This is a genomic window from Caballeronia sp. ATUFL_F2_KS9A (genome assembly GCF_023630765.1).
GTDB classification, from domain to species: Bacteria; Pseudomonadota; Gammaproteobacteria; order Burkholderiales; family Burkholderiaceae; genus Caballeronia; species Caballeronia zhejiangensis.
The window spans coordinates 15,930-36,594 of record NZ_JALQEK010000041.1; the positions used below are offsets into that span (position 1 = coordinate 15,930).

20 protein-coding genes and 1 pseudogene are annotated in these 20,665 nt (G+C 62.5%); 20 read left to right on the forward strand and 1 reads right to left on the reverse strand.

What is annotated here, in order from left to right; genetic code table 11:
• Nucleotides 1-47 precede the first annotated feature (47 nt).
• The 10 genes and pseudogenes from NCS67_RS25950 to NCS67_RS25995 all read left to right on the forward strand — a co-directional run bounded on the left by NCS67_RS25950 (nucleotide 48) and on the right by NCS67_RS25995 (nucleotide 9,475).
• Nucleotides 48-722, forward strand: a complete 675-nt coding sequence (locus NCS67_RS25950; RefSeq protein WP_250437215.1) for a GntR family transcriptional regulator — start codon at nucleotides 48-50, stop codon at nucleotides 720-722.
• Between the two features lie 24 nt (nucleotides 723-746).
• On the forward strand, nucleotides 747-1,916 hold the full coding sequence (locus NCS67_RS25955) for a mandelate racemase/muconate lactonizing enzyme family protein (protein WP_250437216.1): 1,170 nt from the start codon (nucleotides 747-749) through the stop codon (nucleotides 1,914-1,916).
• Nucleotides 1,913-2,707, forward strand: a complete 795-nt coding sequence (locus NCS67_RS25960) for an SDR family NAD(P)-dependent oxidoreductase (RefSeq protein WP_250437217.1) — start codon at nucleotides 1,913-1,915, stop codon at nucleotides 2,705-2,707. Before NCS67_RS25955 ends, NCS67_RS25960 begins: the two co-directional genes overlap by 4 nt.
• Before the next feature lie 38 nt (nucleotides 2,708-2,745).
• A complete protein-coding gene (locus NCS67_RS25965) occupies nucleotides 2,746-3,762 on the forward strand; it encodes a substrate-binding domain-containing protein (protein WP_250437218.1) in 1,017 nt (338 codons plus the stop codon).
• Between the two features lie 107 nt (nucleotides 3,763-3,869).
• On the forward strand, nucleotides 3,870-5,339 hold the full coding sequence (locus NCS67_RS25970; protein WP_250437219.1) for a sugar ABC transporter ATP-binding protein: 1,470 nt from the start codon (nucleotides 3,870-3,872) through the stop codon (nucleotides 5,337-5,339).
• Nucleotides 5,336-6,343: an ABC transporter permease gene (locus NCS67_RS25975; RefSeq protein ID WP_250437220.1), complete on the forward strand. Its 1,008-nt coding sequence runs from the start codon at nucleotides 5,336-5,338 to the stop codon at nucleotides 6,341-6,343. Before NCS67_RS25970 ends, NCS67_RS25975 begins: the two co-directional genes overlap by 4 nt.
• Nucleotides 6,340-7,350, forward strand: a complete 1,011-nt coding sequence (locus NCS67_RS25980; protein WP_250437221.1) for an ABC transporter permease — start codon at nucleotides 6,340-6,342, stop codon at nucleotides 7,348-7,350. Before NCS67_RS25975 ends, NCS67_RS25980 begins: the two co-directional genes overlap by 4 nt.
• 259 nt (nucleotides 7,351-7,609) lie before the next feature.
• Nucleotides 7,610-7,774: a hypothetical protein gene (locus tag NCS67_RS25985; protein ID WP_250437223.1), complete on the forward strand. Its 165-nt coding sequence runs from the start codon at nucleotides 7,610-7,612 to the stop codon at nucleotides 7,772-7,774.
• A gap of 15 nt (nucleotides 7,775-7,789) precedes the next feature.
• Nucleotides 7,790-8,164: pseudogene (locus NCS67_RS25990) on the forward strand (enolase C-terminal domain-like protein); the annotation flags it as partial.
• 48 nt (nucleotides 8,165-8,212) lie between these two features.
• Nucleotides 8,213-9,475 (forward strand): MFS transporter, encoded by a 1,263-nt coding sequence (locus NCS67_RS25995; protein ID WP_250437227.1) that lies wholly within the window; start codon nucleotides 8,213-8,215, stop codon nucleotides 9,473-9,475.
• Between the two features lie 97 nt (nucleotides 9,476-9,572).
• Here NCS67_RS25995 and NCS67_RS32045 read toward each other — a convergent pair whose 3' ends face one another.
• Nucleotides 9,573-9,914 (reverse strand): carboxylesterase family protein, encoded by a 342-nt coding sequence (locus tag NCS67_RS32045; RefSeq protein ID WP_350029141.1) that lies wholly within the window; start codon nucleotides 9,912-9,914, stop codon nucleotides 9,573-9,575.
• 392 nt (nucleotides 9,915-10,306) lie between these two features.
• Between NCS67_RS32045 and NCS67_RS26000 the strand changes: the two genes are divergently transcribed.
• The 10 genes from NCS67_RS26000 to NCS67_RS26045 all read left to right on the forward strand — a co-directional run bounded on the left by NCS67_RS26000 (nucleotide 10,307) and on the right by NCS67_RS26045 (nucleotide 20,589).
• The gene (locus NCS67_RS26000; RefSeq protein WP_250437229.1) at nucleotides 10,307-11,347 is read left to right on the forward strand and encodes a WD40/YVTN/BNR-like repeat-containing protein; all 1,041 of its coding nucleotides are present in this window, start codon (nucleotides 10,307-10,309) and stop codon (nucleotides 11,345-11,347) included.
• 21 nt (nucleotides 11,348-11,368) lie between these two features.
• Nucleotides 11,369-12,226, forward strand: a complete 858-nt coding sequence (locus NCS67_RS26005; RefSeq protein WP_250437231.1) for an aldolase/citrate lyase family protein — start codon at nucleotides 11,369-11,371, stop codon at nucleotides 12,224-12,226.
• A 25-nt stretch (nucleotides 12,227-12,251) separates the two neighbouring features.
• Complete coding sequence (locus NCS67_RS26010) at nucleotides 12,252-13,196, forward strand: ABC transporter substrate-binding protein (RefSeq protein ID WP_250437233.1); 945 nt, start codon at nucleotides 12,252-12,254, stop codon at nucleotides 13,194-13,196.
• 12 nt (nucleotides 13,197-13,208) lie between these two features.
• Entirely contained in the window at nucleotides 13,209-14,105 is an 897-nt protein-coding gene (locus NCS67_RS26015; RefSeq protein WP_250437234.1) for a substrate-binding domain-containing protein, read from the forward strand.
• Nucleotides 14,106-14,131: 26 nt separating this feature from the next.
• Nucleotides 14,132-15,064, forward strand: a complete 933-nt coding sequence (locus NCS67_RS26020; RefSeq protein WP_250437235.1) for a VOC family protein — start codon at nucleotides 14,132-14,134, stop codon at nucleotides 15,062-15,064.
• A gap of 37 nt (nucleotides 15,065-15,101) precedes the next feature.
• Nucleotides 15,102-16,112: an amidohydrolase family protein gene (locus NCS67_RS26025; RefSeq protein ID WP_250437236.1), complete on the forward strand. Its 1,011-nt coding sequence runs from the start codon at nucleotides 15,102-15,104 to the stop codon at nucleotides 16,110-16,112.
• 19 nt (nucleotides 16,113-16,131) lie between these two features.
• A complete protein-coding gene (locus NCS67_RS26030) occupies nucleotides 16,132-16,911 on the forward strand; it encodes an SDR family oxidoreductase (RefSeq protein WP_250437237.1) in 780 nt (259 codons plus the stop codon).
• A 22-nt stretch (nucleotides 16,912-16,933) separates the two neighbouring features.
• Nucleotides 16,934-17,794 (forward strand): fumarylacetoacetate hydrolase family protein, encoded by an 861-nt coding sequence (locus NCS67_RS26035; RefSeq protein WP_250437238.1) that lies wholly within the window; start codon nucleotides 16,934-16,936, stop codon nucleotides 17,792-17,794.
• A gap of 41 nt (nucleotides 17,795-17,835) precedes the next feature.
• On the forward strand, nucleotides 17,836-19,095 hold the full coding sequence (locus NCS67_RS26040; protein WP_250437239.1) for a LysR family transcriptional regulator: 1,260 nt from the start codon (nucleotides 17,836-17,838) through the stop codon (nucleotides 19,093-19,095).
• Between the two features lie 81 nt (nucleotides 19,096-19,176).
• Nucleotides 19,177-20,589 (forward strand): MFS transporter, encoded by a 1,413-nt coding sequence (locus tag NCS67_RS26045; protein ID WP_250437240.1) that lies wholly within the window; start codon nucleotides 19,177-19,179, stop codon nucleotides 20,587-20,589.
• The last annotated feature ends 76 nt before the right edge of the window (nucleotides 20,590-20,665 follow it).

Here is a 20,665-nt window from a genome sequence, read left to right on the forward strand (position 1 = left end):
GTGATAACGCCGCACGCGCAAACCAGACATATTCGAGGCTAAACAAGATGAAGGTTTTCGACAGAGCATCGCTCAGCGAGCAGGTGGAGACCGCGCTGAAGGAAGAGATCATCGGCGGGAAGATGCGGCCGGGGCAGCGCATCAACGTCAGCGATTTTCAGACCGCATGGAAAGTCAGTTCGACGCCCTTTCGCGACGCGCTGCGCTCGCTTGAAATTCAGGGCTTCGTGACCGTCGAAGCACGCAAGGGCGTGTATGTCGCGCCGCTAGACCAGCAAACCGTCAACGAGATATTCGACCTGCGCATCGCGCTCGAATGTATGGCCGTGGAACGCGCAACGCTCGCCGTACCTACCGAGGAGGCCGAGCGGGTTCGCGCCGCTTATCTGGGCGCCGCAGAGGCGCTACACAGAGGCGACGTGGAGCCGATCGCGCAGGCTGACCGAAAAGTTCATGAACTCGCGCATGTGCACTGCGGCAATGTGCGGCTGCAAAAAGCCCTGTCGTCACATATGGAACTCATTCGCTGGGCACAACGCGCCATCGTCGACAAGCTAACGGGCGCATACGAAATTGCGTTGCCTGAGCACATTGCCATCGTTGAAGCCGTGTGCCTGCGCGACGCGCAGGGCGCGGCGAGAGCCATGCGAGCGCATCTGGAAAACTCGCGCGACCGCTTGAGCGCCAACATCGATCTCGCGGACCTCAACTCCGAAAACTGAACGCTGACAACCTCAAATCACGACATGAAGATCAGGACAATTCGTTCCTACGTGCTACGCGTGCCGCTCGGCGACAAGCTGTTCTACTCGTCGCAGGCCGCGTTCCCTGAGCGCAATAGTTATCTCGTGCGCATCGAGACCGACACTGGCCTTGTTGGTTGGGGTGAAGGCGGGCAGTATGGCCCGCCGGAACCGGTCGCCGCGTGTATCGATCACGTGCTTGCACCGAAACTGATCGGCCGCGATCCGACCGAGCCGGTCCGCATCTGGGAGGAGCTGTACAACTTCTCGCGCGATTTCGGGCAGAAGGGCACTTACGTGGAGGCGATCTCCGCGCTTGATATCGCGCTCTGGGATATCGCGGGCCAATCCGCGGGGCTGCCGGTGTGGAAGATGCTCGGCGGACGCTTCCGCGACGCCGTTCCCGCGTACGCGACCGGCTGCTATTACCCACAGGATTTCAGCCGTCTGCCCGAACTGCTGCGCAGCCTCGAAGAAGAGGCGTCCGGCTACGCCGATGCGGGCTTTGAGATGCTCAAAGTGAAGATCGGTCTGCTGAGCCTGAAGGATGATATTGAACGCCTGAGAGTAATTCGTGCAGCCGTAGGTCCGGATATCGGCATGCTGGTCGATGCGAACCACGCATACAACGCGACGTCCGCGATCCGCATGGGCCGAATGATGGAACCGCTTGACGTACGCTTTTTCGAGGAACCGGTAGTGCCGGAGGACAAGGCGGGGTATCGCCGCGTGCGCGCTGAGAATCCCGTTCCCGTGGCGGGCGGTGAATGCGAGTTCACGCGTTATGGATTTGCCGAACTGATTGGTAGCGGTTGCGTCGATATCGCGCAACCGGATCTGGCGGTGTGCGGTGGTTTCACTGCATTCAAGCAGATTCTCGCGTTCGCGAGCACGCACGGCGTCGGCGTGATTCCGCACGTATGGGGCTCGGGCATCGCGGTCGCGGCGGCGTTGCAGGCCATCGCCACCATTCCGCCGATTCCGCACACGGCCAATCCAATCGCGCTGCAGAACGAGCCGATCGTGGAATTCGATCGCAAACACAATCCATTGCGCGACGACCTGCTCGATCAACGCTTCGCGCTGGCGGAAGGGAAACTCGCCGTGCCGGATGCTCCGGGCCTTGGCGTAACCGTCAACGAAGCCGCGTTGCAGCGCTTCTCTGTTCAATGAAGGAGGACTTCGTGAGTCGATTTGTCAACCAGCGTGTGATTATCACGGGCGCGGCGGCGGGACTTGGGCAAGTCATCGCGACGTCTTTCGCCCGGGAAGGCGCCGATGTTGCCGTACTGGATTTTCAGCGAGCCGATCAGACGCGCGAACTGGTCGAGAAAGAAGGACGCCGCTGCCAGGTGTTTCATTGCGATGTCCGTGATGAGCACGCCGTCGAAGAAGGCGTGAGCGCCGCCGCCCGATTTTTCGATGGGCGCGTGGACGTGCTCGTCAACAACGCAGGCTTCAACGGCCATTACAACCTCGTCAAGGACATGCCGCTCGCGCAGTGGCGCGAGACACTCGATATCAACCTCACCGGCACGATGCTTGTCACACGCGCCGTGCTGCCGCTGATGATCGCGGCGAAGCGCGGCACGATTGTGACGACCGCATCAAACGTTGCGCGGCGCGGATTACCGTTGCGCGCGGATTACGTCTGCTCGAAATGGGCGCTGCTCGGGCTCACGCAGACGCTCGCGCTGGAAAACGCGGAGCACGGCATCCGCGTCAATGCGGTGTGTCCTGGTCCGGTAGAAGGTGATCGCATTGAAGACGTGATGGCGCACCACGCGCAGAAGGAAGGCAAGAGCATCGCGCAGGTCCGCCGCGAATGGGAAAGCGCCGCACCCATGAACCGTTTCGTCACGCCGCAGGAAGTCGCCAACACGATGCTGTTCCTCGCCAGCCCGGATTCCAGCGCGATGACGGGACAGGCGCTGAACGTGACCGGCGGATTTTTGATGACCTGAATCGGGAACTAAGAATACCCAATCAAAGGAGACTAAAAATGTTAGTACGACAAATGAATGCCGCGCGTGTCGCGTTGTCGATCGCATTGGGCGCGGCCAGTTTGATCTTCTCGATGCAGGCCGACGCAAGCAAGGGACTTGTCGCAATGTCGCAATCGGGCATGGAGAACGAATGGCGCGTCGTCAACACAAAGGACATGGAGAAGAGCTGGAAAGAAGCGGGATACGACTTCGTTTGGACCAACGCGAATTGGGACCCTGCCAAGCAGCTTTCCGACATCCAGGATTTGCTCGCGCGCAAGCCCAAAGTGCTGATCGTGGAGCCTGTCGAGTATGAGCCCGCAGCGCCCGTTCCCGGAATGGCAAAAAAGGCGGGCGTTCCGCTCATCGTCGCGGACCGCGCGATGCCAGGGCAACCGGGCAAGGACGGCTGGATCTCGCTTTTGACCATCAGCTATGAAGACACTGGCGTGCGCGTAGGCAACGACGTCGTCGCGCAGATGACAAAGAAAAACGGCAAGCCGCAAGGCAAACTGCTGCACGTCACGGGCAATACGGGCGCGGCGCCGGTACTCGAAGAGCAGAAGGGACTGGACAGCGTCTTCGCAAAACATCCCGATATCAAGTTCGTCGCGAAGTGCGATGGTCGGTATAGCCGCGAGGGCGGCCGCAAGTGCACGGAAGACTTCCTGCAGTCCTTTCCGAAAGGATCCATCGACGGCATCGTGTTCGATAGCGACGATGAAATGATCGGCGGCCTCACCGCGATCAAGGCCGCGAATCGCGACGACCTGAAGGGCTACTTGTGGGGCAAGGACGGCACCGCCGACGGCCTGCGTGCGATCCTCGACGGCTGGGCGAGCTACACCGTGCAGACTCCGCCGACTTTTGGCGCCCTGGCGTTGAAAGTCTTCAACGACTCGCAAGCCGGCAAGCCCGTCGCGCCCGTCGTGTACTCGGACAAGAAGGAGTTCGATGCACATACGCCAGAGCATCGTGCGCTCATCGAGCAGCGTCTGAAAGAACTCAAGGCAATGGGCGTTGGCTGCTGCTGAAGCCGATGATGCCGCCTCATTCCGCTTAACGGAACGTTATTGTCATGAACCACGAGATTACGGTCCCGCTGCTGCGCATGTCGGGCATCGTCAAGTCGTATCCGGGCGTGCGGGCGCTCAAGGGTGTGGATTTCGATTTGCACGCGGGGGAGATCCATTGCCTGATTGGCGAAAACGGCGCCGGCAAATCCACGCTCATGCGCGTCATGTCCGGCGCGGAAAGACCCGACGCCGGCCACGTGTCGATGGCTGGACGCGAATTCGCCGCGCTGGACCCGGTGTTGAGTCATGAACTCGGCATCACGGTGATCTATCAAGAAACTGACCTTGTGCTGCCGCTCACCGTGACCGAGAACGTGTTTCTCGGTCACGAGCTGGCGAAGCGTGGCGGCCTGCTGGATCGAGCGGCAATGCGGGCGCGCGTCGTGGAGTTGATGGAGCGCTTCAACCTGCGCTTTCCCATCGATGAGCCGGTGCGCCATCTCGGCCCCGCGCAACGTCAACTTGTGCAGATTGTCAAAGCGATCTCGCGCGAAAGCCGAATTATCGTGCTCGATGAGCCTACGGCGTCACTGACGGACAACGAGATCGGCCACTTGTTCGAATTGCTGGATGTCTTCAGGAGGCAAGGGATCGGAATCGTGTATGTGTCTCATCGGTTGCAGGAGATCATCACCATTGGCGATCGCGTGACGATCATGCGCGACGGCACGCGGGTGGCGACGCATGACGTGAAGGACGTGAGCGAGGCCAGTTTGATTCAGGCAATGGTCGGCCGTCCGTTGGAAGACGCGATGCCTGCGCGGCCTGAGACGAAAGCCGGCGCGCAGGTCATCCTGGCGGCACGCAACCTGACAGTCGAAGGCCAGTTCGAGAACGTGAGTTTCGACCTGCGCCAGGGCGAAATTCTCGGTCTTGGCGGCCTGGTCGGCGCGGGGCGCAGCGAGCTGCTCGAGTGCCTCTTCGGCATCACGAAGCCGGATTCAGGCGAGATCATGATAGAGGGCAGGGTGGTATCGTTCGGCGCGCCGCGCGATGCGATTCGCGCAGGCCTCGGACTCGTGCCGGAAGAGCGTCGCGAAAGCGGCCTCGTGATTGGCCGTTCGGTAGAGGACAACATCGCCTACCCGATTCTTAAGCGCGTATCGCGTTTGTCGATGATGCGCCGGGGCCGCTTGCGCCAGATCGCAGAGGAACTTGTGAAGAGCATGCACATCAAGACGCCTTCATTGCAGCAGGCCGTGCGTACGCTCTCCGGCGGCAATCAGCAGAAAGTGGTGCTCGCCAAGTGGCTCGCGAACGATACCCGCATTTTGCTGCTCGACGAGCCGAGCCGCGGCGTGGACATCAACGCGAAGTTCGAGATCCATCAACTCATACGCAATCTCGTGGCCGAAGGCATGTCCGTGATCATGGCGTCCTCCGACATGCTCGAACTCCTCGCGTTAAGCGATCGCATTCTCGTGATGGCGGAAGGACGCGCGGCCGCCGTGCTCGAAGGCGAACACGCAACACAGGTCGAGGTAATGCGCCACGCGGTGCCCCGATCGAACGCATACGTGGAGGCCGCGGCATGAGTCACGCCACATCTTCATCGAACGCGGCGGTCTCGTCGCATCACGCGCCCGCGCGGCGCGACGTCAAGCGCGTGCTCGCGCGCTACGATGTCTACCTGATTCTGCTGCTCCTGATTGCGCTTGCCTGCGCGGTGAGCCCGCAATTCCTAACGGCATCGAACATCGGCAACCTGCTCACGCAATCAGCGGTACTGGGGATTCTGTCGGTCGCACAGTTTATCGTCGTGCTGACTGGCGGCTTCGATCTTTCCGTCGCGGCCGTCATGGCGCTTTCATCGATCCTACTCGCGCGTTACGCGGACACGAACATCGTGCTGGCGCTCGGCGGGGCGCTGCTCACGTCCGCGCTTTGCGGATTGGCAAGCGGTGTAGCGGTAGTACGCGGACGCGTGCAGCCCCTCATCGCCACGCTCGCGATGATGGGCGTCGCGCGCGGGCTCGCGTTCAGCGTCAGCGAGAAGAGTGTGCTGACCAGCAACGCGCTGATTCAATCGTTCGGAAGCAGCGGCGGTTTTCTTACACCGCCGACGCTCCTGTGGCTTGTCCTCGTGGCGGTGGCCGCTGTATGGCTCGCGCAAACGCGGTCGGGTCTGCATTGTTACGCCGTCGGGGGCAACGAGACGACTGCGCGTCTCGCGGGCGTGCGATCCGACCGGCTGAAACTCGGCGTGTACACGATTGCTGGGCTTATCTCGGGCGTGGCGGGCATCGCGCTGGTCATCCGTTCGAGCAGCGGCGTACCGAATGGCGGCGCCGGCTGGGAGTTGGATTCGATCGCGGCCATCGTCATTGGCGGAGTGCGTCTGTTCGGCGGCGAAGGACGCTTGCTCAAGGCGATGGCAGGTGTGCTCATCTATCAGTTGATCGCCAACGTGATGAATCTCACGGGGATTGATCCGTATTACCAGAGCATCATTCGCGCGGGGGTCATTGTGATCGCCGTGGGGCTTTCCGTGCTACGGCAGGGACGGCAAGGGCGCCGCACGCTCGGCAACAGGGGATGATCATGACGACCTTAGCTCAATCCGCACACGATCCGTGGTGGCGCTCGCCGGTGGTGCGCAAGAACGCCATCGTCTTCGTGTTTGCGTTGTTTCTAATCGTGGGGACGGCCGTCTCACGGGGTCGTCTGGTGGAACCCGGCAATCTCTCGAACATTCTGTTCCAGAGTTCGGTGATCGGCGTGCTCGCGCTCGGCGAGGCACTGGTCATGCTCACCGGAGGCATCGATCTGTCGATCGTCGCACTGATGGTGGCATCGGCCATTTTCATGGGCGGCGCCGGTTCCGAGTTGCAGCAGCAGATGAGCATGTCCAACGCCCTGCCGTATGTCGGCTTTCTGCCGGCCATCGCCATCGCGATGATCGGAGCGGCGGGAGTGGGCCTAATCAACGGGCTGATGGTAGTCGTGCTGCGCATTCCCGCGTTCATCGCGACGCTCGTCATGGCCTTGGTACTTTCCGGAGTGTCGATGCTCTTTACGGGTGGAGCACCGATCTACAACCCAGACGCATTCTTCGCGGACCTGGGAGCCACGCGCATCTTCACCCTGCCGGTGCCGGTCTACATCTTTTTGGTGCTGACCGCGGTGATCGGCGTGCTGCTCGCGCGCAGCAAGCTCGGCGTCGTGTTGTATGCGCTGGGCGGCAACAGTCGCGCTGCGCGTTTGTCGGGCATCGCGGTAGAGCGCACGACAGTGGCCATTTACACACTCTCGGGTTTGCTCTCGGGACTCGCCGGTTTCCTGTTTCTAGCGCGCACGGGTTCGGTCGCGCCGACCTCCGGCGACAACTTCCTGCTAGGAACGATTGCGGCCGTCGTAGTGGGCGGGGTCAGTCTCGCCGGGGGCAAGGGTTCGATACGCAACGCCTTCGTTGGCGTGTTGTTCCTCGCGACCTTGAGCAACTTCCTGAACATCCTGCTCGTGTCGCCGCACATACAAGATGCGATCAGCGGCGTCGTCATCATCCTCGCCATCGCGATCAACGCGCGGCTGGATCCGGATGCGTGAAGTCACCGTTGTGCCTGTGCGCCGCACGTCGCGCTAATGGGCACCACACGTGGAAAAGGCGGAGGCGGACATGACGAACTCTAGATGGCAGGGGAACGGCGGATCGCTGACGTTGGTAATGCGCGTCGCCTATCTCTATCGAACTACGCTTCGGGTTGGCCTGCAATTGATCGCGTAGGAGCGGGGATTCGCCGGCGAGCTCTTCGCGGTGAAGGAAGGCCTGGCGCACAACCATCTCTAGTGGGGTATCCGGTGGAATGTGCCGGGCAGCGTTCTGACGCACAGGTTCGATCCGAAGTCGCTGGTCATCGGGACCTTCGCGTTGTTCGGCTGGTCCGAGGAACCGGTCCCGCCCGAGGATCGCGAAGGGCATATGCAAGTGAAGCGCGCGCTATCGATTCCGGTCGCGGGCGGCGAGTGCTAGTTCACGCGCCTCGGCTTTCGCGACATGCTGATCGCACGAGCGCTCGACATCGAGCAGCCGACACCTGCGCGGCGCGCGGTCTGTCCGAGTGCAAGAAGTTTGCCGACATGGCGCAGGCTTTCAGCGTCCACTACAACCCGCACGTGTGGGGGCACGGGCATTGCGATGGCGGCAGCGCTGCAACCGCTCGGCGTGCTGCCGACACAAACGCCCACATCGCTCGCGCCCATCGAGCCGATGCTCGAATTCGATCGAACCGAACACCCGATTCGCCGCGCCTTACTAAAGAAGCTGATCGAGCACATGAACGGCGTCGTGCGCATTCCGGACGGGCCGGGACTCGGCATCGAAGTCGACAGGCACGCACTTGCGCGTTTGGCCGCGCAATGAAGCGGGCAGTACTGCACGATCAATAACACAATATAGAAGGAGATAACGATGACGCAATCGAAATGGTGGAGCATAGGCGGCTCGCTGATGCTCGGGCTGTGCGTGGCTTATCTGGACCGCACGACATTGTCCGTGGGACTGCAATCCGTCGCGCAGGAGATGGGCTTCGCGGGGGAGCGCTTCGCTGTAACCGCAAGTCTTGCGCTGACGATCTTTCTCGTGGGCTATGCGCTCGCGAACGTGCTCGGCGGCATCCTCACGCGTCGGTTCGATCCGAAGCCCGTCGTCATCTGGACTTTCGCGTTATGGTCCGCCGCGACGGTGTATGTCGGCTTCACGAGCTCGCTCGTCGTGCTGCTCGCTTGCCGGCTGATTCTCGGCGTGGCTGAAGGCATATACTGGCCGCAACAATCGCGCTTCGCGAAGGCGTGGTTCGCACCGGACGAACGTACAAAGGCGAACGCGATCATTCAGTATTATGGACAATATCTCGCGCTGGCATTCGGTTTCATCGTGCTGACGCCGATCTATCATGCGTTCGGCTGGCGTTCGATGTTCTTCCTGATGGGCGGTATCGGCCTGGTCATCGTCGTGCCGCTCTACATGGCGAAGCTGAAGCCCGAAAGCGAAGCGCCGTATCGCACGCCGCCCGCGCAATCGGCCGCGGCGGGCAAGCTCACATTCGCGTCGCTCGGTGGTGCGCCGTTTCTGCTGCTGCTTCTGAGCTATGTGACGCAAGGCATGCTGTTCTGGGGCGTCACGTTGTGGATCCCGCTCGCGGTGCAGTCGGTGGGCTTCACGGGCATGTCGCAGGCGTTCGCGAGTTCGCTGCCGTATATCGCTGCAGTGTTGCTCGCCTTGCCGATGTCGCGCATCAGCGACCGCACCGGTAAGCGGGTACTGATCGCTGCGCTCGGCTTGCTGATTCCCGGCGTGCTGATGATGCTTCTGCCGATGGTGTCGAGCGGTTATGCGAAGCTCGGGCTCATTACCGTAGCGCTGGGCCTTTATGCGAGCAGCTATACGCCGAACATTTGGTCGATCGTGCAATCGTCCATCGAGCCACAGGCGATCGGCCCGGCATCGGGCATCATCAATGGCATCGGCGCGGGTGGCGGCGGGACGATCGCGGGATTTCTGGTCGGACTGCTCTATCGTTCGACGGGCTCGTACATGTCGGGCTTCGTGGTACTCGGTGCGCTGGTGATACTCGGCGGCATTTCGTTGCTGGCGTATGGACGCGTGCAGAAGTCGCGATTGCATCGCGATCAGGCAGCTCGCTTCGCGCACGGAACGCGAGAAGCAAATTGAGCATGGACCGGCGCGCAGCGTGCCGATCCATCCTGCTATCAGTGTCTTGCGGTGAACGTCGCGCCCGACATCGACCAGGAAAGCAGCACATTAAAAGTCACGATTGCGTCACGGCAACTGGCGGGCGACAGCGGACCATAGAACGGGTGGGTGCGCGCATCGCTGCGCCGGTGCAGACGCATGAACTTTGGGAAGCAGTCGCCACCTTGGTGCCTTGCCACGGCTGCGCAGGCTGCGGCGGCGTCCAGCGCAGGGAGTTCGTGGGGCTGCTCGAAAAGGGCTGCCCTTGAAGAACGCGCCAGGGTCGCCGGGCGGCCGGGGACTTCGCGGTGCCCCTATTGCTTTTCGGTACAACGGGCGCTTCGCTGTTGTAAAACCCTGATGAACATGCTCGTGCTGCGATTGCGGATGCCAGCCCTGGTGCCATTGGCGCCTTCATATTCGATGGCCTGCCCGACGGAGGTCATATGTGTGGGCGCGAGCCGCCGGGCCGTACAGCATCCTTGAATTCAGACGGTTTCCCTCCAAGTGCCGCCTTGTCTAGCTGCTATCAGAAATGACGTGGCGGCAAGAAGTCTCGCCAAAAAGCCGATTCGTACTTAAGAGGAAGACGGCGCCCATCAAGGGACCCGACGCTTCGGACGGGCGTGATTTCGCCTAAGCAAAAATCTATCGCCAAGGCTGTTTTTGAATAACAAGGCGTAGTTCGCCCCGCCTACACTGGTCTCCGATCACTCGCTGAACTGCCGCGAAAGGCAAGTTTCACGCAACTCGAGGTCCCGCGTCGTGCAGTCCGCGTGGACACCGGAATAACAGAGATTGGAGACTCGAATGAAGAACCTGATGCTCGTCGGCACGGCGGCTACGCGCCCCGACGCACTTGGCACGATGTTCACGCTGCGTCCCGGCGGCGAATGGGAAACCGCGGACGGTATTCCTCACGACGCGTCCGTGCAGGCGATCACGCCGCATCCCGAACAGGAGAATCTGCTCTTCGCAGCCACACGTAAGGGCGTTTATCGCTCGACCAACGGCGGCCAGTCATGGGCGCGCTTGAACGTCACCGCCGAAAACGTGCAGTTCTGGTGTGTCGTCGTCAGCCCGCACGACCCGCAGACATTGTTCGCGGGCACCGCGCCGGTCGCGTTCTATCGTAGCAACGATGGCGGCGATACCTGGACGAAATGCAATGCGGATTATCCCGAGCGCTTCAAGATTTCGTTCGGGGCGTCGCGCGTGATGCGCATTGCATTCCACCCGACCGACGCCAACGTGATGTACGCCGTCAGCGAGATCAACGGCTTCCTGCTGAGTGAGGACGGTGGTCTCTCGTGGCGTGGCGAAAACGACGGCCTGATCGCGCTTTCGAAGCATGCGCACCTCAAGAGCAAGATCGAAACCGACGACGACGCCGAAGGCATGTTCGACGCGCACTCCGTCGTGACGACGCCCGCCGATCCCGACGCGCTCTTCTACATCTGCCGGCTCGGCATCTTCGAGAGCCGCGACAAGGGCAAAACCTTCAGGGACATCGAAGTCGGCAAATTCGCGCCGTTCGCTTATACGCGCGATTGCCGCTTTGTAGCGGGCATGCCCGAGAAGATGTACGCGTGCTTTAGCATCTCGTCGCGCAGCAACGCGGGTGCGCTCTACGGAAGCGACGATCTCGGCAAGACGTGGTATCGCGCGGATGCCGCCGTCGATCCGCAAAGCACGATGCTGGGCTTTGGCGTGCATTCGACGGACCCGGACGGCATCGTCACCGTGACGCGCGGCGGACAGGTCTTCTATACGCTCGACGGCGGGTCGAACTGGACCGAGAAGCGCCTTCCTCAACAAGCCGGCGACGCGTTCTGCGGCGCGATTCTCTAAGCGAGAGGAGGCAGGTCAGACATGGCAGAACGACTCAATGGCGTCATCCGCGCGCTGGAATCCGGACGACGCATCGCCTTCACGTCATTCATTCAGGCCGAAGTGGAGAACGCGGTCAGCTTCGCGCAATCCGCGAACGACGGCGTCGTCTTCGAGATGGAGCACACGCCCTGGGACATTCGGGCATTGCGTGAAGCGATGCAGTTCCTGCTCCTGCGCCAGAAGATCGCGCATGCCGGTTCCGTCGCGTGCCAGATGACGCCGCTCGTACGCATCCCGCCGAGCGGCAGCGAGATGAATCAGTGGTTCGCCAAGCAGGCGCTCGACCTCGGTGCATACGGCATCGTATGGCCGCGCATCAGCACGCCGGAGGAAGCGCACAACGCGGTGGCGGCATGCCGTTATCCGCGGCTGAAGACAGCGCCGCTCTACGATCCGGCCGGCTTGCGCGGCGACGCCCCGATGCCTGCCGCGCGCTACTGGGGACTGTCGCAGCAGGATTACTACAAGAAGGCCGATGTATGGCCGCTCGCGCCCGAAGGCGAAGTGCTCGTCGCGTTGATGATCGAGGATACGGCCGCCGTCGAGAACATCGAGGAGATCGTGAGGCGCGTGCCGGGCATCGGCGTGCTGCTGATCGGCGAGGGCGATCTCACACAGGAACTCGGTTGTCCGCGTCAGTATGACAACCCTGAACTGCTGCGCATGATGCGTCACGTGCTCGAAGTCGGCAAGGCATTCGATATTCCCGTGGGTCATCCGCATGTGACCGAGCAGAACGTCGAACGCGTAATCGAAGACGGGTATCGCTTCCTGATGACGTTCCCGAAGCGCGATTTCTCCGCGCTCGACATGGGTCGCAAACTCGCGGACCGCTGAACGACGCGAAACAGACGGAGCAGACATGGCAAAGAAACTGTCCATCGTGCTGGGGCGGCACGGTCAGGTCGCGGACTTGCGCAGCGGCGCGGTGCAGGTCGAAGGCTACGCGCTCGACTTCATCGACATCAAGCGCATGCCCGATGCCTATCGCGCGATGGCGCGCAGCCAGCCCTACGACATTTGTGAAATGGCGCCGACGTCGTATCTGATGGCTGTCGCCGCAGGCGCGCCGATCACCGCGCTGCCGCTGCCGATGACGCGCCGCTTTCGTCATGCGGGGCTGCAACGGCCGGTGTCGTCGGCGATACGCGAGCCGAAAGACCTCGCGGGGCGACGCGTCGGCGTTCGCGCCTATTCGGTGACGGCGGCCGTTTGGACGCGCGGCATACTCGCGGACGAATACGGTCTCGATCCCGAAAGCGTTACGTGGTTCACGGAGGAAGAGGAGAACGTCGAAAGCTTCGTGCCGCCGTCGAACGTGCAACGCGTCGGGCAGGGCAGGACGCTTGCCGGCATGTTGCGCGGCGGCGAACTCGATGCGGCTTTCGCAGGACTCGCGGGCGCGGGAGACGACGCGGGCGAACTCGTCGATGTGGTCGCCGATGCAGAGGCGAGAGAGCGCGACTGGTATCGCAGGACGGGCATCTATCCGCTGCATGGCGTGATCGTCGTGAGAAACGATGTCCTCGAACGATATCCATCGCTCGCTCGCGCGCTGTTCGAAGCGTTCTCTCTTGCGAAGGAAAGCTATCTGGCGTGCGTGCGCTCGGGCAGCGCGGCAGAGGCCGAAGACAAGCGCTATCTCGCGCTCGCTGAACTCGTCGGTGATCCGCTTCCCTACGGGCTCGACGAGAACGCGCAGTCCTTCGAGGCGCTCGTGCGCTATGCATATCGGCAGAAGCTGATTCCTGAATTGCCATCGCTCGAATCGATCGTGCATGACCCGCGCACGAAGGCCATCGCTTAAAAGGAGGCGCGCATGAACGCGACCGAAACCATTCACCTGAGCACCATGCTCGGGACTTACCCGAAGACGCAACCGCTGAAGGACGGGCAGATTCGCTCGCCGCTCGTCACGCTGGAGATCGCGCCCGTGGATACCGCGCAGAAGGCGTTCAAGGATGTCGTGCGCGGCCTCAAGTACGACGTGGCCGAACTGGCGATCGTCACGTTCCTGCAGGCCTATGAAGCGGGCAAGCCTTATCGCCTGCTGCCGTTCGTGATGAACGGCATGTTCCATCACAAGAGCGTTCTGTGCCGCGCGCAGGACGACCTGAAACCCGACGCGCTCGCCGGTAAGACCATCGCGATGCGCTCGTATGCGCAAACGACGCCCACATGGGTCCGCGGCATCCTTTCCGATGAAAACGGCCTCGACCTGCAAAGCGTGAAGTGGCTCAGCCAGGAAGGCGCGCACGTCGCCGAATATTCGGATCCGCCGTGGGTCACGCAGCAAACCGCGGCGCGTGGCCTGGAAGAGATGCTGCTGGCCGGTGAAGTCGACGCGATCATCGCGGGCGGCGCGTTGTCGGGCGATCCCGGCATTCGCACGCTCATCGACGAGCCGAAGGAAGCCGCCCTGCGCTGGCACGAACGGACGGGCGTGGTGCCGATCAATCACATCGTCGCGATCAGGGAAGACGTCGTGCAAACGAGCGACGAGCTCGTGCGCGAAGTCTTCCGCATGTTGTGCGAGAGCCGCGCGGCTGGTGGCGGTGAGACGCCGGCGGGGAGCATCGATTTGCAGCCCGTCGGTTTCGAGAAGTTGCAGGCTTCTCTCGATACCGCGATCCGGTACGCCTGCGAGCAGAAGCTCATTCAAAAGCGTTATACGGTGGACGAGCTCTACGGCAAAGTCGCCGACATTCTCGGCTAGGAAAGAATAAAACGAAGGAGACGGATGTGGCCTCACCCATCAATGGCATGGCATTTGTCAGGCTCAGTGCGCCCGATCTCGGCCGAATGCAGGCGTTCCTCGAAGACTTCGGGATGGTCGTCGCACACAGGGAGGACAAGCGCCTCTTCATGCGCGGCGTAGGCGATGCGCCGTTCCTGCATGTGACCGAGCTCGGCGATCCGGGCGTGCTCAGCTTCGGCTACGAGTTGCGCGATGCATCCCTGCTCGACGATATCGCGAAGCTGCCCGATGCGCACGGCATCGAAACGCTCGATGCGCCTGGCGGCGGCAAACGCGTGCGGCTGCGCGACCCAAACGGCTTCTGGCTGGAGCTTGTGGCCGGGCAGGAGCGTGCGAGTCCGTTGCCGTCACGCGTCGTCGTGCGCGGGCCGGATGGCGAGAGCCGGGCGCTCGGACCGGCGCGCGTCGTGCGTATCGCGCATACGGCCTACGCCACGCCGAATCTCGCCGACGTGATCGGCTGGTATCAACGCACCTTCGGTCTCTTGCCGACCGACGAGCTTTTCGTCGGCTCGCCGGACAACGTGATCGGCCAGTTCGACCGGCTCGACCACGGTGACGGACTCGTCGATCACCACGTCATCTTCCTGATGCGCGGACAGCGCGCGGGCTTGCATCACGTGTCGTATCAGGTGGAAGGCGTCGACGACATCTTCTTCGGCTTCGATCACATGACGCGCGGCACGCATGACCATGTGCGCGGCATCGGCCGCCACGCGCTCGGCAGTCAGATCTTCAACTACTGGATGAGCCCGTTCGAGCAGATGCACGAGCACTGGATCTCGCACGAAAAGATGAATGCGTCGAGCAGGTTCAACCGCATACAGATTGGCGAGGGCATGAGTTACGACACCGGCGAGCGGCCGCCCGAGCGCTTCGTGAAGCAGGTGACGCCGATCGTTCCGTGGCCTCTATAACGCATTCCATCCGATACGAACCAACGATACGACAATCATGATCATCGACTGTCACGGGCACTTCACGACGGTGCCGAAGACGCTGCACGAATGGCGGCGTCAACAACTGGAAAACGCAGGCGGTCGCTACGGCGCGCCGCTCCACATCTCCGACGACGAACTGCGCGAAGCGCTCGAAAGCAAGCAGCTCAACGTGCAGCGCGAGCGCGGCCTCGACATGACGCTGTTCTCGCCGATCGCGGGCCAGATGGGACATCATCTCGGCACGCTCGCGCACAGCATCGAATGGTCGCGCGTGTGCAATGACCTCATTCATCGCGTGTGCTCGCTCTATCCGGAGAATTTCGCGGCGGTGTGCCAGTTGCCGCAATCGCCGGGCGAAGAAATCGATGCCTGCGTGCGGGAACTGGAGCGTTGCGTGACCGAGCTCGGCTTCGTCGGCTGCAATCTGAATCCCGATCCTTCGGGCGGATACTGGACCGGCAAGCCGCTGACCGACCGCCTCTACTATCCGCTCTACGAGAAGATGGTCGAGCTCGACGTGCCCGCGATGATTCACGTCAGCAGTTCGTGCAATCCGTGCTTCCATCATGTCGGCGCGCATTACCTGAACGGCGACACCACCGCCTTCATGCAATTCCTGCTCGCGCCGCAACTGTTCGAGGACTTTCCGACGCTGCGCTTCGTGATTCCGCACGGCGGCGGCGCGGTGCCGTATCACTGGGGACGCTATCGCGGACTCGCGCAGGACATGGGCTTCAAGACACTCGCCGACGGCCTGCTCAAGAACATCTTCTTCGATACCTGCGTGTATCACCAGGCGGGCGTCGATCTGCTGACGAAGGTCGTGCCGCATCGAAACATCCTGTTCGGCTCGGAGATGATCGGCGCGGTGAAGGGCATCGATCCGGAGACCGGCCATCACTACGACGACACCGGGCGCTATATCGCCGCGACGCCGCATCTGTGCGATTGCCACCGGCAGGACGTGTTCAGCAACAACGCGCTCGATGTCTATCCACGGCTGAAGGCATTGCTTCCGGTCTGAGGCCGCGGGAGAAAGAACCATGGACTTGGGAATCGCAGGGAAGAAGGCGCTCGTATGCGCGTCGTCGCGCGGACTCGGGCTCGCGTGCGCCACGGCGCTGTCGCGCGAAGGATGCGAAGTCTGGATCAACGGACGGCACGCTGATGCGCTCGACACCGCCGCGCAGCAGATCGAAGCAGCGACGGGCAGGCGGCCGCACGTCGTTGTCGCCGATCTCGGCACCGAAGCCGGGCGCGCCGCGCTTCAGGATGCTTGCCCGGAACCGGACATCCTCATCAACAACAACGCGGGACCGGAGCCGGGAAGGATCGCGGACTGGTCGCGCGAAGACTGGCTCGCGGCCGTCGAAGGCAACATGCTCGCGCCGGTGTTTCTCATCAAGCATTACGTGCCGGGCATGCGCAGCCGCCGCTTCGGACGCATCGTCAACATCACGTCCGCGATGGTCAAGTCGCCCAGCGCGACGATGGGTCTGTCCGCCGCCGTGCGTGCCGGGCTCACGGCGCTCAGCAAATCCGTGCAGCGCGACTCCGTGATCGACAACGTGACCATCAACAACATGCTGCCCGAGCGCTTCGACACGGATCGTCAGCGCTACATGGCGGATCGCATGTCGAAGAAGGAGGGCATCACGGTCGACGAGGCGAAGAAGCGGATTGCCGCGACCATCGCCGCGAAGCGACTCGGCGATCCGCGCGAATTCGGCGATGCCTGCGCGTATCTGTGCAGCGCGCAGGCGGGCTTCATCTCCGGACAGAATCTGCAACTCGACGGCGGCTCGTACGCGGGCCTCGTTTAACACGCTACAAGGAGAATCATTCGTGAAATACGCGAGTTTCAGTATCGGCAATCGCAACACGTGGGGCGCGGTGACGAGCAATGGCGTCGTCGATCTCGGCAAGCGCTTCGGCGATCGCCACGCGAGCCTGAAGGCGTTCATCGCGGCGGGCCTGCCGCGCGAAATCGCGGAAGCGGCTTCCGGTGCAGCCGATTACCGCATCGACGAAGTGAGCTTCCTGCCGCCGATCGCGGACCCGGTGCATATCTGGTGTCTCGCGCTCAATTATCCCGAGCATCACAACGAAGTGCAGGCGGCGGGACGCGTGCAGGAGTTGCCGAAGTCGCCAGCCTTGTTCGCGCGCGCGAGCGATTCGCTCATCGGCCACGGACAGACGCTGCGTCATCCGCAAGTGAGCGAGCAGTTCGACTACGAGGGCGAGCTCGTCGTCGTGATCGGCAAGGAAGGATTTCAGATCCGCCAGGAAAACGCGTTCGATCACATCGCGGGATACACTGTGATGAACGAGGGAAGTGTGCGCGACTGGCAGTTTCATACGCGCCAGATCACGCCAGGCAAGAACTTCTATCGCAGCGGCGCCATCGGGCCGTGGATCGTCACGAAGGACGAGATCGCGGATGTCGATGCGCTGCGCATCAAAACGACGCTCAACGGCGAAGTCATGCAGGACGAATCCGTGAGCGCGATGGTGCACAAGATCCCGCGTTTCATCGAGTACGTGTCGAGTATCGCGCCACTCTATCCCGGCGATATTCTCGCGACGGGCACGCCGAGCGGCGTCGGCTTCTCGCGCAAACCGCCCGTGTTCATGAGACCGGGCGATGTGTGCGAGGTGTCGATCGAAGGCATCGGCAAGTTGAGCAACCGGGTCGCCGCGCAATAACGGAAGAAGGGCGGCGCTTCGAATTCAGATACGGGATCGCGATGGGAAAGGTCGAGCCGGCAGCCTGCGAGAAGATCGAGAAAGCGGCGCAGGAACTGCCTAGCATCTGGCAACTGAGAGTGTTCGAGGCCGTGGCTCGGCACGAGAACGTCACTCAGGCGTCGCAGGAACTGCTGCGCTCGCAGCCGGCGACCACATCATCCATCGCGGCGTTCGAGGCGCTGCTCGAAGTCACGCTGTTCGACCGCTCGACGACCGGAACTTGGCTCACGCCGGTCGGCGTCGCGGCGCTCGTGCGCGCGCGGCGCATTCTGCAGGCCGCCGAGGAAGCCGTGCTGTTGCTCGGCAGCACGCGCAAGGCGTCGCCGCTCGCGCTCGCAAGCGGCATCACGCGTACGCAGATTCGCTGTCTCCTCGCGATCGAGGAGCGCGGCTCGTTTCGCGCGGCGGCGCGCATGCTCGGCATTACGGAAGCCTCGCTGCAGCGCGCGGCGCGCACGCTGGAGCAGAATCTCGGCGCGCAGCTCTATCGGCATACGGCGGCGGGCGTCACGACGACGGACACCGGCAAGGCCTTCGCGCAGCGTCTCAAACTCGTCTGGGAGCAGATCGCGGCGCTCGTTCAGGCAGTGCGGGCGTATGAGTTTCCGAAGGAGCGCTCGGTCACGGTGGGCGTGCTGCTGCTCGATCCGGCCATTCTCATCGTCAATGCGATCCGCGCGCTTTCGGCGCAGTTTCCCGATACGCGCGTCACCGTATTGAGCGGCACTTACGAGGCGCAGCTCAACAAGCTTTCGCGCGGCGAGATCGATTTCATGATCGGCTTGCTGAAGAATCCGGGCAAGGCCTTCGATTTCGTCGAAGAGCCGCTGTATCGCGAACGCTACTTCGTGGTCGCGAGTCGCGATCATCCGTTGATGCGCGAGCGCGACGTGTCCGTCGAATCGCTCAGGCGGTATCAGTGGGTGTTGCCGCCGAAGGGCTCGCCGCGCCGCGAAGCCTACGAAAACCTCTTCTCCGAAGGCTCGCCGCCGCCCGCGAGCATCGAGACGTATTCGCTCTCGACCATCCGGATCACGCTGACCGATTCCGACATGCTCACCGTGCTCAGCTGGACGGAGATATTGAGCGAACGGCGCTTCGGCTTTCTCGCGCCGCTGCCGGTGGACGTGCCGTGGAAGGGTCCGATGTTCGGCATCACGTTACGGCAAGGCTGGACGCCGAACGAAGTGCAGGGCGCGTTCGTTCGCAACCTGAAGCAGAACGCCGCGGCGATAGCGGGGGATTCGGGCCCAGACTGAGATTTCATCTCCGATGGCCAAGGAAACAAGCCGATCATGTATTTCGGGATCCAAAATAAAATGCAGTAAAGGAGACATATCATGCTACAGGCGCAATTCGGGCGCAGCCCATTTCAGGATCAGGCCACGCTCTCAGGCAATCAACGCATGCTGATCGGCCTCGTCGGAATCGGCAGCATGTTGGAGTTCTGGGACGCGTTTCTCATCGGCTTCATTATGGCGTTCCTCATCAAGCCATGGGGATTGACCTACGGCATCATGGGTGCGGTGCTGCTGTCGTCGGGCGTGGGCGCGATCATCGGCGGCGTAGTCTGGGGCGCGATGGCCGACCGCTTCGGCAGAAAGCCCGTGTTCGTCGTGTCGCTACTGCTGCTCGCGGCGGCGAGCATCGGTCTCGCGTTCACGCCGGAGCGCGGCTGGCTCTACATGGCGGCGCTCAGGACCGTCATCGGATTCTGTTCGGCGGGATACTTCATCCAGATCGCGCTCGTGCAGGAGTTCACGCCTCCGCGCAGGCGCGGCATGCTGACGGGCGTCGTTTCGGCGATCACCACCGGCGGCCTGCTGCTGGGCGCGTTCAGCGGCGCGTGGGTGATTCCCGCGATCGGCTGGCGCTGGACCTTCGTGCTCGGCGCGGCGCCCGCGCTCATCGCGTTGATCGGCGCGTTCTACATTCCGGAGTCGCCGCGCTGGCTCAGTCTGCAGGGACGTCATGACGATGCGAAGCGGTCCGTCGCGTGGGCGCTCGGCAGCACGGATTTCGAACTCGAACGCGCCGTCTTGCAGCCGGCTCGCTCGCAAAGCTGGTTCGAGATCTTCCAGTGCCCGCGCCCGATGCTCACCTCGACGCTCATCAACATCGGCCTGATTTCCGGCTACTACGGCATCGTGCTGTGGGCGCCGACGCTGATGGCGCAGATCCAGCACATGGCGCCGGTGCACGCATCCAAGGTGATGATCGGCTTCAGCGTGCTCGGCATCGTGTCGCGGCTCGCGGCGGCGTCGCTCGCCGACAGGATCGGCCGCAGAAAGACGGGCGGCTGGTTCGCGCTCGCGGCGGCGGCGGCGCTCGTCGTGGCGGGCTATATAGGTCACGGGGATATCGGCTCGCCCGCGTATTTCTGGCTGCCGCTCCTGCTCGCGTTCGTATTCGCGGACGGCAGCCTTTCTGTCTGCGCGGCGTATTCGACGGAAATCTGGCCGTCGCGACTGCGCGGATCGGGCTCGGGCTACGCGGGGCTCGCAGGCTCCGTCGGCAAGATCCTCGGGCCGCTCGGCCTCGCGCTGACGGCGGGATCGAGCAACGTCGTGATGCCTTCCGCGACTGTCTCGGTGATCGTTCCCGCGTTCCAGTTCCTCGCCTTCTGCCTGTGCGTATGCGGAGTGACCTATCTGACGATTGGCATCGAGGCGCGCGGCAAGACGCTCGAATCACTCGACGACACCGCCGAGGACAGCGCTCCCGTGCTCGAAGAATCGCGCCAGCGCGGCTGACGCGCGTCGTTTGCGGATACAGCAAAAACATATGGCGACAGCGCGTTTCCGATTGGGCCTGCAAGCCGCGTCGCCA

Bases quoted from the DNA above. Each gene is read 5' to 3' on its own strand.
- NCS67_RS26015 (WP_250437234.1), top strand. From the start codon at position 13,209: ATGAACGCGACCGAAACCATTCACCTGAGCACCATGCTCGGGACTTAC.
- NCS67_RS25965 (WP_250437218.1), top strand. From the start codon at position 2,746: ATGTTAGTACGACAAATGAATGCCGCGCGTGTCGCGTTGTCGATCGCA.
- NCS67_RS26010 (WP_250437233.1), top strand. From the start codon at position 12,252: ATGGCAAAGAAACTGTCCATCGTGCTGGGGCGGCACGGTCAGGTCGCG.
- NCS67_RS25980 (WP_250437221.1), top strand. From the start codon at position 6,340: ATGATCATGACGACCTTAGCTCAATCCGCACACGATCCGTGGTGGCGC.
- NCS67_RS26040 (WP_250437239.1), top strand. From the start codon at position 17,836: ATGGGAAAGGTCGAGCCGGCAGCCTGCGAGAAGATCGAGAAAGCGGCG.
- NCS67_RS25995 (WP_250437227.1), top strand. From the start codon at position 8,213: ATGACGCAATCGAAATGGTGGAGCATAGGCGGCTCGCTGATGCTCGGG.
- NCS67_RS26030 (WP_250437237.1), top strand. From the start codon at position 16,132: ATGGACTTGGGAATCGCAGGGAAGAAGGCGCTCGTATGCGCGTCGTCG.
- NCS67_RS25955 (WP_250437216.1), top strand. From the start codon at position 747: ATGAAGATCAGGACAATTCGTTCCTACGTGCTACGCGTGCCGCTCGGC.
- NCS67_RS25950 (WP_250437215.1), top strand. From the start codon at position 48: ATGAAGGTTTTCGACAGAGCATCGCTCAGCGAGCAGGTGGAGACCGCG.
- NCS67_RS26025 (WP_250437236.1), top strand. From the start codon at position 15,102: ATGATCATCGACTGTCACGGGCACTTCACGACGGTGCCGAAGACGCTG.
- NCS67_RS25960 (WP_250437217.1), top strand. From the start codon at position 1,913: ATGAAGGAGGACTTCGTGAGTCGATTTGTCAACCAGCGTGTGATTATC.
- NCS67_RS32045 (WP_350029141.1), bottom strand. From the start codon at position 9,914: ATGAAGGCGCCAATGGCACCAGGGCTGGCATCCGCAATCGCAGCACGA.
- NCS67_RS26005 (WP_250437231.1), top strand. From the start codon at position 11,369: ATGGCAGAACGACTCAATGGCGTCATCCGCGCGCTGGAATCCGGACGA.
- NCS67_RS26045 (WP_250437240.1), top strand. From the start codon at position 19,177: ATGCTACAGGCGCAATTCGGGCGCAGCCCATTTCAGGATCAGGCCACG.
- NCS67_RS25975 (WP_250437220.1), top strand. From the start codon at position 5,336: ATGAGTCACGCCACATCTTCATCGAACGCGGCGGTCTCGTCGCATCAC.
- NCS67_RS26000 (WP_250437229.1), top strand. From the start codon at position 10,307: ATGAAGAACCTGATGCTCGTCGGCACGGCGGCTACGCGCCCCGACGCA.